This is a genomic window from Streptomyces sp. NPDC051776 (assembly GCF_040681345.1).
Lineage (GTDB): Bacteria > Actinomycetota > Actinomycetes > Streptomycetales > Streptomycetaceae > Streptomyces.
In genome coordinates this window covers 35,668-48,754 of the sequence record NZ_JBFAYQ010000003.1, presented here as the reverse complement: position 1 = coordinate 48,754, position 13,087 = coordinate 35,668, and the positions used below count along the sequence as shown (strand labels likewise).

The 13,087-nt window shown below is 72.7% G+C and carries 8 protein-coding genes; 5 read left to right on the top strand and 3 right to left on the bottom strand.

Translation table 11 applies throughout. The features are described 5' to 3' along the window. Positions 1-53: 53 nt before the first annotated feature. Positions 54-851, bottom strand: a complete 798-nt coding sequence (locus AB0M26_RS03685) for a Tat pathway signal sequence domain protein (RefSeq protein ID WP_365253929.1) — start codon at positions 849-851, stop codon at positions 54-56. A 224-nt stretch (positions 852-1,075) separates the two neighbouring features. Between AB0M26_RS03685 and glgX the strand changes: the two genes are divergently transcribed. Then, positions 1,076-3,190 carry a glycogen debranching protein GlgX gene (glgX, locus tag AB0M26_RS03680; RefSeq protein WP_365253926.1) on the top strand — a complete coding sequence of 705 codons (2,115 nt, stop codon included), beginning with the start codon at positions 1,076-1,078 and terminating at the stop codon, positions 3,188-3,190. 123 nt (positions 3,191-3,313) lie between these two features. Then, positions 3,314-5,794 (top strand): malto-oligosyltrehalose synthase, encoded by a 2,481-nt coding sequence (gene treY / locus AB0M26_RS03675; protein ID WP_365253923.1) that lies wholly within the window; start codon positions 3,314-3,316, stop codon positions 5,792-5,794. A 100-nt stretch (positions 5,795-5,894) separates the two neighbouring features. Here treY and AB0M26_RS03670 read toward each other — a convergent pair whose 3' ends face one another. Both AB0M26_RS03670 and AB0M26_RS03665 read right to left on the bottom strand, forming a co-directional pair. After that, positions 5,895-6,260, bottom strand: coding sequence for a hypothetical protein (locus tag AB0M26_RS03670; protein ID WP_365253920.1), 366 nt, complete (start codon positions 6,258-6,260; stop codon positions 5,895-5,897). A 183-nt stretch (positions 6,261-6,443) separates the two neighbouring features. Then, a complete protein-coding gene (locus AB0M26_RS03665) occupies positions 6,444-7,004 on the bottom strand; it encodes a DUF1707 and FHA domain-containing protein (protein WP_365253917.1) in 561 nt (186 codons plus the stop codon). A 316-nt stretch (positions 7,005-7,320) separates the two neighbouring features. On the opposite strand from AB0M26_RS03665, the gene AB0M26_RS03660 reads away from it, so the two are divergent. The 3 genes from AB0M26_RS03660 (at position 7,321) to treZ (ending at position 13,024) form a co-directional block, all read left to right on the top strand. Then, positions 7,321-9,435 carry a hypothetical protein gene (locus tag AB0M26_RS03660; RefSeq protein WP_365253914.1) on the top strand — a complete coding sequence of 705 codons (2,115 nt, stop codon included), beginning with the start codon at positions 7,321-7,323 and terminating at the stop codon, positions 9,433-9,435. Between the two features lie 169 nt (positions 9,436-9,604). Beyond that, positions 9,605-11,170, top strand: coding sequence for an ABC transporter substrate-binding protein (locus AB0M26_RS03655; RefSeq protein WP_365253911.1), 1,566 nt, complete (start codon positions 9,605-9,607; stop codon positions 11,168-11,170). A gap of 102 nt (positions 11,171-11,272) precedes the next feature. After that, positions 11,273-13,024, top strand: coding sequence for a malto-oligosyltrehalose trehalohydrolase (gene treZ / locus AB0M26_RS03650; RefSeq protein WP_365253908.1), 1,752 nt, complete (start codon positions 11,273-11,275; stop codon positions 13,022-13,024). The last annotated feature ends 63 nt before the right edge of the window (positions 13,025-13,087 follow it).

Below are 13,087 nucleotides of genomic sequence, written 5' to 3'. Positions count from 1 at the left end.
GCGCGGCGCCCGGAACCGGAGGCGCGCCTGCTGAAGGGCTCGGTTCCCGGAGCTCAGGTGATGCGGCCGACGGTGCGCTCGCTGAGGTCGACGACGAGATGCCGGGTGTCGATCCACGGGCCGTTCCTGACCTTGGTGAACAGTCGCAGGCACCGGTGGTCGCCGCACTCGCGCAGTGCGGCCGGACCGCTGTTCTCCTCGTCGACCCGGTAGATCATGCCGGTGGCCTCGAGCTGGTCGGGCTCGGTGAGGGCCTTGCCGGTCGCGTCCCGGTAGTCCTTCTTCAGTCCGGCGCTCAGCGGATCGGCGAGCAGCAGCTTCATCGCTTCGGCCGCCTCCGCGCGGGTCGGCGGCGGCTGCTCACCGCGCTGGGTGTCCGTGTCCTCGACCTTGCCCGTGGTGAGGTTGACGGTCCTGGTGACGAGCGCGTCGTGCTTGTAGTCGTAGTACGCGATCTCGGCGCGGCGGTCCGGGGAGGCGTCATCGGCCTCCGACGGCCGCAGTTCGGCGAGATCCGTGCTCAGCCACTGCGGCCCGCTGTTCCCCCTGGCGTTCTCGCTGCGCTCGCGCAGCCCCTGGCCGAGCGCGAGGCTCTCGGCCCGCTTCAGTTCGCCGTCGGTGAGGGCGTCCCGCCCGGTGCCGTTTTCCCCGGTGGGCACCTGCTCCTCGACGACTCCCGGCTGAAGCTGTTCTCCCCCGTCGCGGCCCTGGGCCGAGGTGCCGGACGATCGCTCGTCCTCCGCGCCGGCGCTTCCCGGCAGCGTCACCCCGACCATCACCGCGGTCGCAGTCACCGCGATGGCCGCACCCGCCACCACCTTGCCCAGGTGGCGGTGCATCACTCTGCGCACATGTTCCCCCTACTGAATCCGGCCCCCGGCCGAGACCGCGAGCGTGGATGCGGCGGTCACCCGGTAGGACGAGCCGTTGTCTTAGGAGGTTGCCCCGCTCTTCGGGAAGATCTGAACGAAAGCGCCCCACGGCACCGATGGCCGGGCAAGGATTCCTTTTCGGCTTCCGGCAGGGGGATGCGCCGTCTCGCGCGGCCCGGATCAGAAGTGGAAGAGTCGACATCATGCAGGTCTGGCCGGGACAGGCGTACCCCCTCGGCGCCACGTACGACGGTGCGGGAACCAATTTCGCGGTGTTCTCGGAAGCCGCCCACAGGATCGAGCTGTGCCTGCTCCACGACGACGGCTCCGAGACCGCGGCCGAGCTCCGCGAGTCCGACGCCTTCGTCCGGCACGCCTACCTGCCCGGCATCATGCCGGGCCAGCGGTACGGCTTCCGCGTCCACGGACCGTACGAGCCCTCCCAGGGGCACCGCTGCAACTCCGCGAAGCTGCTGCTCGACCCCTATGCGCGCGCCATGAGCGGCGAGATCGACTGGGACGAGGCGGTCTACGGCTACCACTTCGGCAGGCCGGGCGACCGCAACGACCTGGACTCGGCACCGCACACCATGGCCTCGGTCGTGGTCAACCCGTACTTCGACTGGGGCGACGACCGGCCGCCGCGGACCGACTACCACCGCACGGTGCTCTACGAGGCCCATGTGAAGGGGCTGACGATGCTCCACCCGGCCCTGCCGGACGAACTGCGCGGCACCTACGCGGCGCTGGCCCACCCCGCGGTCATCGAGCACCTCACGGAGCTGGGCGTGACGGCGCTGGAGCTGATGCCCGTGCACCAGTTCGTGCACGACAACCGGCTGGTGGACGCCGGTCTGGCCAACTACTGGGGGTACAACACCATCGGCTTCTTCGCCCCCCACAACGCCTACGCCTCGTGGGGCGACCGCGGCCAGCAGGTGCTGGAGTTCAAGTCGGCGGTCCGCGCACTGCACCAGGCCGGCATCGAGGTCATCCTCGACGTGGTCTACAACCACACCGCCGAGGGCAACCACCTGGGCCCGACGCTGTCCTTCCGCGGCCTGGACAACGCGTCGTACTACCGGCTGGCCGAGGACCAGCGGTACTACACCGACACCACGGGCACCGGCAACTCCCTGCTGATGCGCAGCCCGCACGTCCTTCAACTCATCATGGACTCGCTGCGCTACTGGGTCACCGAGATGCATGTGGACGGCTTCCGCTTCGACCTGGCGGCGACGCTGGCCCGCCAGTTCCACGAGGTGGACCGGCTCTCCTCCTTCTTCGACCTCGTGCAGCAGGATCCGGTGGTCAGCCAGGTGAAGCTGATCGCCGAGCCGTGGGACGTCGGTGAGGGCGGCTACCAGGTCGGCAACTTCCCGCCCCTGTGGTCGGAGTGGAACGGCATGTACCGGGACACGGTTCGCGACCTGTGGCGCGGCGAACCGCGGACCCTCGCGGAGTTCGCGTCCCGGCTGACCGGCTCCTCGGACCTGTACCAGAACGACGGGCGGCGGCCGATCGCCTCGGTCAACTTCGTCACGTGCCACGACGGCTTCACCCTGCGCGACCTGGTGTCGTACGACTCCAAGCACAACGAGGCCAACGGCGAGGGCAACCGGGACGGGGAGAGCCACAACCGCTCCTGGAACTGCGGTGCCGAGGGCGAGACCGACGACCCCGGGGTGCTGGCCCTGCGGGCCCGTCAGCAGCGGAACTTCATCGCCACCCTCATGCTGTCGCAGGGCGTGCCCATGCTCGGCCACGGCGACGAGTTCGGACGCACCCAGGGCGGCAACAACAACGCGTACTGCCAGGACAACGAGTTGTCGTGGGTGCACTGGCCGGGTCCGGACGACGACCGGTCCCTGCTGGAGTTCACCCGCTCGATGGTGTGGCTGCGCCGCGACCACCCGGTCTTCCGGCGCCGCCGCTTCTTCCACGGCAGGCCCGTGGAAGGTACGCACGACGAGCTGTCGGACATCGCCTGGTTCACGCCGGAGGGCGAGGAGATGCGGCAGCGCGACTGGCAGGCGTCCTGGGCGAGGTCCCTGACCGTCTTCCTCAACGGCAACGCCATCTCTGAACCGGGACCGCGCGGGGAGCGGATCAGGGACGACTCGTTCCTACTGATGGTCAACGCGAGCGAGGAGCCACTGGGCTTCGCGGTGCCGGTCAACCACGGGCGGCAGTGGCAGGTCGTGGTGGACACGGCCCGCTCGGAGGGCGTGGCGCCGGGTAGCGGCCGCAAGGTGAAGGCGGGCGACCGGCTGATGCTGCTCGACCGGAGTCTGACGGTGCTTCAGCGTCCGGCGTAGGGCCGCGGCGGCATCCGTCACCCGGCGGCGGCATCAGGCCGACCCCGTCCTGCCGTGCTGCGGCATCCGGCCGAGTGCGGACGGCCGTGCTGCGGCGTCCCGCACAACGGGTACGTCTGCTCCATGACGTCTGTGCCCGAGACCCCGCGGCCCGTCGCGCCGCCCACGGCCACCTACCGGCTCCAGCTCCAGCCGGAGTTCCCGTTCGCCGCCGCCGCGGCGGCCGTGCCCCACCTCGCCGTGCTCGGCGTCTCCCATCTGCATCTGTCGCCTGTGCTGGAGGCGGTTCCGGGCTCGACGCACGGCTACGACGTGGTGGACCACTCCGCGGTACGGGCCGAACTCGGCGGCGAGGACGGCCTGCGCGCGCTGTCGCGCACCGCACGCGAGCACGGTCTGGGCCTGGTCGTCGACATCGTGCCGAACCATATGGCCGTACCCGCGCCGGAGCATCTGAACCGGCCGCTGTGGGAGGTGCTGCGGGACGGCCCGGAGTCCCCGTACGCCCGCTGGTTCGACATCGACTGGGAGCGGCACTGTGGCCGGGTGCTGATGCCCGTGCTCGGCGGGCGGCTGGGCGAGGAGCTGGACCACATCCGCCTGGACGGCGACGTCCTGCGCTACCACGACCACGCCTTCCCGGTGCGGCCCGGCACCGCGCACCTACCCCTGCCGGAGCTGCTGGACGCCCAGTGGTACCGGCTCGCCTGGTGGCGGCTGGCCCGGACCGAACTGAACTACCGCCGGTTCTTCACCATCTCGACGCTGATCGGCGTACGCGTGGAGGACCCGGACGTGTTCGACGCGACGCACGCCAAGGTGCTGGAACTGCTGCGCGACGGCGTCGTGGACGGGCTGCGCGTCGACCATCCGGACGGGCTCGCGGACCCCGGGGCGTACCTGCGGCGGCTCGACCGGGCGACCGGCGGCCGCTGGACGGTCGTGGAGAAGATCCTCACCGGTGGCGAACGGCTGCCCGCGGACTGGCCGGTCGCCGGCACCACCGGCTACGACGCACTCCGCCGTGTGGACGGGCTCTTCGTCGACCCCTCGGGCTCGACCGAGCTGCTCGGCGTCTACCGGGGTTTCACGGCGCAGCCGCCGGACCGGGGCGGCGAGTGGTCGGCGACCGCGCGCCGGGCCGCGTACAAGGTGGTCACCCACGAGCTGGCCTCAGAGGTCGCCTGCCTGGCCCGGATCGCCGCCAGGATCTGCGATGCGAGCACCGAGCTGCGCGACCACGCCCCGTGGGCGCTGCGCACGGCCCTGCGCGAGGTCCTGGTCCGGCTGCCGGTCTACCGGCCGTACGCGGTCGCGGGCGAGCGGGTCCCCGAGGGCGACGCGGAGATGCTGCGGAGCGCGGCCCGGCGGGCGCGCGACGTGTTCGCCGTGCCCGAGGAGGCGGACACCGTCGACGTCGTACGGGATCTGGCGCTGGGGCTTCTGGGCACGGGTCGCGACCACGCCGCGTTCTGCGCGCGCTTCGCCCAGACCGCGTCGGCGCTTCGCGCCAAGTCCGTGGAGGACACGGCGTTCTACCGCTATGCGCCGCTGCTGTCGGCGGGGGAGGTCGGCGGCGAGCCGGGCGGCCCTGCGGTCTCGGTGGACGCCTTCCACGCCTTCTGCGCACGGCTCCAGCGCGACTGGCCGCTGAGCGGCACCGTCGTCACCACGCACGACACCAAGCGCAGCGCCGACGTGCGCGCCCGGATCTCGCTGCTCACTCAGGCACCGGACGAGTGGGCCGAACTGCTGGAGCAGGTGACGAAGGAGACGGCGCGCTGCGACGACGGCACGCGCGCGCCGGACCCCCACGTCGCCTGGACCGCCTGGCAGACCGCGTTCGGGCTCGGCGATCCGGACGCGGACGCCGCAGCGGACGGCACGGCGGCGGCGCCCCGGGGGCGGTCCGCGGAGCGGCTCGTGCCGGCGGTGCTGAAAGCCGTACGCGAGGCGGGGCTGCGCACGTCGTGGACCGAGGGCGACCCGGAGTACGAGCTGGCGGTCGATGCGTTCGTGCGCGCCGGTCCGTGCGGTCCGCCGGGGGACGCGGTGGCCGCCTTCGCCCGCTCGCTCTCGGCCGCCGCCCGTGCGAACGTCCTTGGCACGGCCCTGACGCATCTGACCATGCCGGGCGTGCCGGACGTCTACCAGGGGACCGAGCTGGAGTACGCGGCTCTCGTCGACCCGGACAACCGGCACCCGGCCCGCTTCCGGCCGCACCTGCTCGACGCCCCCGGCGGGGGCCGGACGCAGGGCGGGCTCTCCGGGGAGAAGCTCCGTCTCACCGCGGCGGCTCTGCGGCTGCGCCGCCAACACCCGGACTGGTTCGGGGAGTCGGGCGTGTACGAACCACTGACCGTGACCGGATCCGCGGCGGCGCACTGCGTGGCGTTCTCCCGCGGGGGCGCCGCGATCACGGCGGTCACCCGCCTCTCACGCCGTCTGGAGGAATCGGGCGGCTGGCGCGACACGACGCTGGCCCTCCCGGACGAGGGCCCCTGGACGGACCTGCTGACCGGCGGCCGGACGGCACGGGGAGACCGTGTGCGGGCCATGGACCTCTTCGCCCGGAGCCCGGTGGCACTGCTGGTGCGCGACTGAGCGCGATTGGTGACGTTCGTTCCCGGCGGCGGGGTGGCCGTCACGGCACGTGCTTCCCCTCGCTCCGACCACCTCGGAGCGTCACGTTCCGTCCCGTCGCTCAGACCTCGTCGATGACCAGCCGGCTGCTGTCGGCGGGCTGCCAGTGGCAGAGCCGCGACATGTCGTCGGTCCACGGAGCGAGCCCGAGCCACTCCGGGCCCGCGGGCCCTTCGCCTGCCGGGCTGCTGCCGGGTACGACCACGAGCTGGACGTCCGGTACCCGCTGTGCACGGGCCGTGCCGGAGGAGAGCGCCTCCACCGGTCGTACGTACACCCTGCCGTCGGGGGCCACCCAGAAGTCACCGGAGACTCCCCGAACCAGGTCGGGCGCCTCGACCGGCACCTCGCCCCGCTCCAGGGCCTCCCGGACGGCCTTCAGCGCGGCCCGGTGGGCCCTGCTGCCGACGGAACCTTTCCTTGCCATGTCTCCATGGTCCCTCCGGCACCGCCCCTGCGCCATGATGTGCCGCGGATGGACGGCACCCGGTCCGCCGGCGTGTCCCGCGGGTCCGCGTGCACGCGTCAGGCGGCTGCGGGCGTACGGGAGGGGGGCGCGGGGCCGGTGGGGGCGTCGCGGCCCCCGGCGCCGGTGGGGGCGTCGGCCGCGTCAGCGTGCGGCGAGGCGGAAGGCGATACGGCCGAACGTCACCTGGTCCCCGGCCCTCACGACCGTACGGCCCGTCACGCGGCGGCCGTTGACCAAGGTGCCGTTCGTGGAGCCGAGGTCGCGCAGCACCCAGAGGGCGCCCTGGCGCGAGAGTTCGGCGTGGACCCGGGAGACGGTGTCGTCGTTCAACCGCAGCCCGTTCGCCGGGTCGCGGCCTATCCGCAGCGGATACGGCCCCGGCTCCGGGAGCAGCAGCTTCGGCAGCCGCTCGAGGAACCACGCCCGGCGTACCCGCGCCGAGAACGACGAGACCCTCGCGACCGTCCCCAGAACGAGCCGGGACAGCCCGCTCTCCTGCGGCAGGTCCGCGGTGAGCGCGTCCAGCTCGTCCCGGCCGCGGGCCGCGAAGGCCAGCTCCATGCGGCGGAAGAAGGTGTCCTGGGACAGCCGCCCCTCGGCGGCACCCTCCCGCAGGACCTCGATGACGCGGTCCCGGTCGGCGTCCGACAACCGCGCGGGCAGCGTCGCGGGCGGAGGCTTCGGGAGGTCGTGTTGCGTCACGGTCGTGATTGTCCGGCTCGGAGGCACGGGGTGTCCAGTGCTCCTGTACTCAGCAAGCCCGTGACACCGCACACCGGCCGCCCGACCGACAGTTGGCCGGCGAGGGAGGGGAGGCCCTGGGGTGCCCGGGGAGGCGGTCCGCCCTCCGGGCGCCCGGTCCCGCACGTGCCGCGGCCGAGCCCGCACGGCCGGAAACGCTGCGTCAATTCCCGTGTCTCCTCCGTCACTTCATGAAACGATGTTGCATCCGTGATCGCGTGTGTGCCACCCGTATCCGATTCGACCCGACGGCGCCCGCGTACGGAAGGGGGACTTCATGCTGCAGGCTGCCACCGCACAGACGGGCCACGCTCCGCCCGCAGGGCTCGCCGAGGTGGCCGGGCTCGTGCACGAGTGCTGGGCGCGCCCCCAACCCGGGCCGGACCGTCCCCTCCCCGTGGTCGTTCTGCTGGGCCGTCCCGGGAGCGGCAAGACTTACGCGCTGGACCACTTCGAGGCCGTCACCGAGGGCGCGCCGGTCGCCCGTATCGACCTTGCGGCGGCGGCCGAGCAGCGGCCCCACGAGGTGGCGCTGCACCTGGCGTTCCTGCTCGCACGCAAGCACCGCGGCAGCAAGCCGCTGCGCTTCCCGCGCCTGTTGCTCGGCCTGCTCGCCGTGCAGCCGCAGCTCTCGCTGACCGACCGCACGCAAGCCACGCGCGAGCTGCGGCGCGCGCTGCGGCAGGCCCGCAACCGCGGGACGGCCGCGGACGCGGGCGAGGGCATCGCCGGGCTGGTTGAGACGCTGGGCCTCTCCCCCGTGCCCGGGATAGACCTGATCCTGGGCGTGCTGCTGCGCGGCTTCGAGTACATGCCGGCGAGCACGTTCCTCAACCGGGCGCTGGCCTCGTACGGTTCGTCGGGTCCCGCGAGCGCTCTGGAGGAGCTGGTCGAACTCAACCGGCGCAACCGCACCGGCATCGACGCCGACCGGGACTTCGTGGACCGCCGGCTGTGTCTGGCCTTCCTCGACGATCTGACCGCCGTTTACCACCGCACCCGCCGCGCCCACAACTCCCTTGCCCTGCTGGACGACATCGACCGCAACCACGGCGCGACCCGCTTCCTCGCTCTGCTGCTGGCGCTGCGCACCGAGCGGGCCAGGGCGGAGGTCTACGACCCGTTGCTGATCGTGGCGACCAGCTCCACGACCCAGGCGGTACCGGGCCCCTGCGACGGCGGCCCGGACGACCCGCACACCGTCCACCCCGCCGACGCCTCGTACGCCTCCTGGCGCGCCGGGGCCGGGACGCCGCTCTACGACTGGTGGTATCCACTGCGGCTGCGCGACCTCGACGAGGTCGAAGTGGCCCTGGAGGCCTCGCGGTTCGAGTCGGCGGCCGCCCGCCGCACGGGGAGGCCGGAGTCGGGGGTCCTGCCGCGCAGCACGCCGCTGGTGCACCGGCTCACCTACGGGCATCCGTGGAGCGTGGCCCAACTCCACGGTGCCGTCGGCCGGTTGCTGGAGCACAGCCCGGAGGACGATCTGCACGGGCTGCTGGACACACCCGTCGAGGAACCGGGTGCCGCGGGCCCCGGTGCCGCGCGCGGCCGGCAGCTCGCCGCCGCGGTCCGCGACCATCTGCTGGCCGGGCTGACGGCGGGTCAGCGCACCGCCGCGACGCGGATCGCCGCCGCCCGCACCCCGAAGGCGGCCGTCAACGCCGGCCTGCTGAACGGCCAGCCGGAAAACGCCAGGGACACGGTGATGCGGGAGCTCCGCACCCGCCTGTGGCTGTCCAGCCCGGTGCCCGAGGACGCCAACACCCGTGGCGGGAGGGGCCCTTCGGGCTATCTGCGCAGCTGGTCCGGCCATCCGGGCAGCGCCGAGACACCCGACACGACGTACGACGGACGGCCCGTCCTGCACCCGTGGCTGCGGCTGCTGCTGCTCGACGAGCTGTCCGGACCGCCGACCGGAACCGAGGAGGAGTGGCGGTCCATCCACAGCACGCTCGCGGACTGGCACGACCGGCACGGACAACCGCTGGACTGCCTCTACCACCGGCTGGCGGTCAACCGGCTGGACGAGGTCGTGCGCCGCTTCGCGACCGGTCTCACCGCTCCCGACCTGCGGCCCTGGCTTCGGGAGCTGTACCACGTGACCGCCGCACCGGTGTACCGCGCGCAGCTCTCGGACGCCCCTCCGACCCGCCGCTCCGGTGAACTGGCGCGCGAGCACGCCCCCGAGGCGTACGAGGACCGGTCCCTCGGGCGGCCGCTGGCCGAGCTGTGCGCCGCGCTGTGGCTGGCCGGGGATCCCCGCAACCGGCTTCCTCCGGGAAACCCCGAACTCAACTACAAGATCAGCGCCATGTTCCGGCAGCTGGCCATGGCGGCTGACGCCGACGCCGACACGCTGCTCGACGAGGCCGCCCGCTTCTCCGACTGATGCGCCGCTCCGAACGAACACCCTCCGACCGGACACCCCTCCGACCGGAGACTCTCCGGAACGACGCACCACCCGTCCGGCCCACGTTCCACCGCATCACCGTCCACCGCCCCACCCCCTGCGACACCGGCCATGTGCCGTACGCCTCGAGCCAACGGAAGGGACTCCCATGCCGCCGACCGGATCCTGGGTACGCAACCGCCCGCTGTGGGCCCGCTGGCCCTGGAACGCGGTCTCGGCCGTCGCCCTGCTCGCCCTCCTCGCGGGCAGTCTCTTCTGGCTGCTGCGCCCGGAGGACACCTCCTGCGCCCCCGGCGTCGAACGCGTCGGCACCCCGGCCAGTTGCGTCGGTGTGACAGACGGCTCGTATCTCTTCAGCGACGGCACCGAGGGGACGGGGAAGAACCTCGCCCAGGTCTCCCGGCTGATCCATGAGGAGAATGAACGGGTGGCGCGCGAGAGCGCGAAGGCGGGCGGCCCCAGCTTCGTCGGCATCGTGTATCTGATGCCGATGATCCCGCGGCCCGGTGACACCAACACCCCGGACTCCGTCCGCCATGAGCTGCAAGGCGCCTACACAGCGCAGCACGAGGCGAACCACAAGGACAAGTACGGCGACACTCCGAAGATCAAGCTGCTGCTTGCCAACAGCGGCACCAGCGAGGAGCAGCGCACCGCGGCGCTGAGGCGGATCGGCGAGCGGGTCGAGCGTGACCACATCGTCGCCGTGGCGGGCCTCGGCACCAGTACGGACGCCACGGAATCGATGATCCGTACGATCACCGCGGACCACGAGGACGGCGGCCTCGAACTCGCCGCCGCCGGCTCGGTCCTCACCGCCGACACCCTCAGCAAGGTCAAGGGCCTGGTGAGGGTGGCGCCGACCAATGCCGATGAGGCGGCGGCCGCCGCTGCCCTGCTCAAGCGCAAGCCGTACACCGGCAAGCGGGTGCTGGTGATACAGGACTCCCGTCCCGACGACCAGTACACCCGCACCCTGGGCGAAGGTTTCCTCCGCGCCTTCCCCGAGGACCGGCTGGCCGGGAAGGTCGAGGAGTACGACTCCTCACGGGAGGGCGTGGCCACGGCGTTCAAGACGCGGATGTCCCAGCTCTGCGCCGAGAAGCCGGACGTCGTCTACTTCGCGGGCCGCGGCATCGACCTGCCGCGCTTTCTCGCCCCGCTCAAGGACCGCCCCTGCAGCGACCACGAGCTCGTGGTCCTGTCCGGGGACGACGTCTCGCAGTCAGCGCAGGCAGCGGGGTTCGACCAGATCAAGGAGACGCTGCGCAGCGGGAACGTGCGCCTGCTCTACACAGGGCTGGCCCACCCGGGCGCGTGGGGGAGGAAGGCCGCCGCCTACCCCGGGTGGGGCGTGGGCTCCTTCGGGACCGGGGGCCGCTACCGTTCGGCGTTCCCCGAGGAGACACTCGACGACGGCCAGGCCATCATGGGCCATGACGCCGTGATCACCGCGGTGTCCGGGGTACGGCTCGCGGCCCGGGCCTCGGAGTCCAACGGCCGGGTGACCGGCTCGCAGACCATCCAGATCTGGAAGTCGCTGCACGGCGTGGAGTCGGTGAAGGGCGCCAGCGGGCTGATCTCCCTGGGCAACGACGGGTCGCCCGAGCGCAAGGCGGTACCGGTCATCGAGATCACGCCGGGCGGCAGCGTCCGCACGCTGGACGTCTCGGCCAGCTCGGGCACTCCGCTGAGCGAGAAGGACTTCGGCTGACCGTACGGGGCGCTCCTGCGGGTACGCGCACAGGTGCGTCCGCGGGTACCTGTGCGCCGACGCGGTGAGGCGGGTGTCCGACGAGCGATCGAGGAGCCGTCAATGCTGTTCGAGGTGTGGGCGCCGGAGGCCGGACGGGTCGAGCTGCACGTGGCCGGTGCAGCCCGCCCCATGGAGCACGACCCGCGCCGGGACGGCTGGTGGCGGGCGGAGAGGGAGGCCGGCCACGGGGCCCGTTACGGCTTCGCGCTCGACGGAGGTCCGGTGTTGCCCGACCCGCGCTCCCGCCGCCAGCCGGAGGGCCCGGACGGCCTCAGCGCGGTCGTCGACCACTCCCGGTTCGTCTGGCGGCACCCGTGGCACGGCAGGCCACTGCCCGGCGCGGTGCTCTACGAGCTGCACATCGGCACGTACACCCGCGAGGGCACGTTCGACGCGGCGGCCCTGCGGCTGGGCCATCTGGCCGAGTTGGGCGTCACGCACATCGAGCTGATGCCGGTGTGCCCGTTCCCCGGCACGCACGGCTGGGGCTACGAGGGCGTCTCGCCGTGGGCGGTGCACGAGCCGTACGGGGGCCCGGACGGGATGAAGCGCTTCGTCGACGCTGCCCATGCGCACGGTCTCGGCGTGGTGCTGGACGTGGTGCACAACCATCTCGGCCCGTCCGGCAACCACCTCCCCGCCTTCGGCCCGTACTTCACCGAGACCCACCAGACACCGTGGGGCTCCGCCGTGAACCTCGACGCGCCCGGCTCGGACGAGGTGCGCGCCTACCTCATCGCCGGCGCGCTGAGCTGGCTGCGCGACTATCGGCTCGACGGCCTCCGCCTGGACGCCGTGCACGCCCTGCACGACACACGTGCCCTCCCTTTCCTGGCCGAACTGTCCGCCGCGGTGGACGCCCTGGCCGCGGCAACCGGGCGCCCGCTGTTCCTCGTTGCCGAGTCCGACCTCAACGACCCGCGCACCACCACCCCCCGCGAGGCCGGCGGCCTCGGTCTGCACGCCCAGTGGAACGACGACTTCCACCACGCCGTGCACACCGCGCTCACCGGTGAGACGCAGGGGTACTACGCCGACTTCGCGCGCCAGGCCCCCGCCGCCCTCGCCAAGACCCTCAGGTGCGGCTTCTTCCACAACGGCACGTACTCCGGCTTCCGCGGCAGAACCCACGGCCGGCCGCTGGACCCGCGGATGACGCCTGCTCACCGGCTGCTGGCGTATGCGCAGACGCACGACCAGGTCGGCAATCGCGCGCTGGGCGACCGGCTGTCCGCGCGCCTGTCCCCCGGGCTCCTGGCCTGCGCCGCCGTGCTCGTCCTCACCTCACCGTTCACCCCGATGCTCTTCATGGGCGAGGAGTGGGGCGCGCGTACGCCCTGGCAGTTCTTCACCGACCACACGGACCCGGAACTCGCCGCGGCCATACGCGACGGACGCAGACGGGAGTTCGCCGGGCACGGCTGGGCCGCGTCCGAGATCCCCGACCCGCAGGATCCGGCCACCCGGGACCGGTCGTGCCTGGACTGGTCCGAGCCGGACCGCGCCCCGCACGACCGGCTGCTGGCCTGGCACCGCCAACTGATCGCGCTGCGCCGCGCCCGCCCCGAGCTGACCGACCCGGACCTGTCGGCGGTCCGGGTGGCGTACGACGCACGGGAGCGGTGGCTCGTGGTGACACGTGGCGCGGTGCGGGCCGCCGTGAACCTGTCCGCGGACGGCGAGGTGAAGATTCCGGTCGGGCACGGCCGGGCGGAGGTCCTGGCGTCCTGGGATCCGTGTCCTCCTCCGGAGGAGGACGGGCTGCTCCGCCTGCCGCCGGAGTCTGCGGCGGTGGTGGCGTTCACGGACTGATGCCGCGGGGAAGCGGCGGCGGCACCCCGCGCAAGGGGCAGGGCAGGGCGCCGCTCCCTGCGG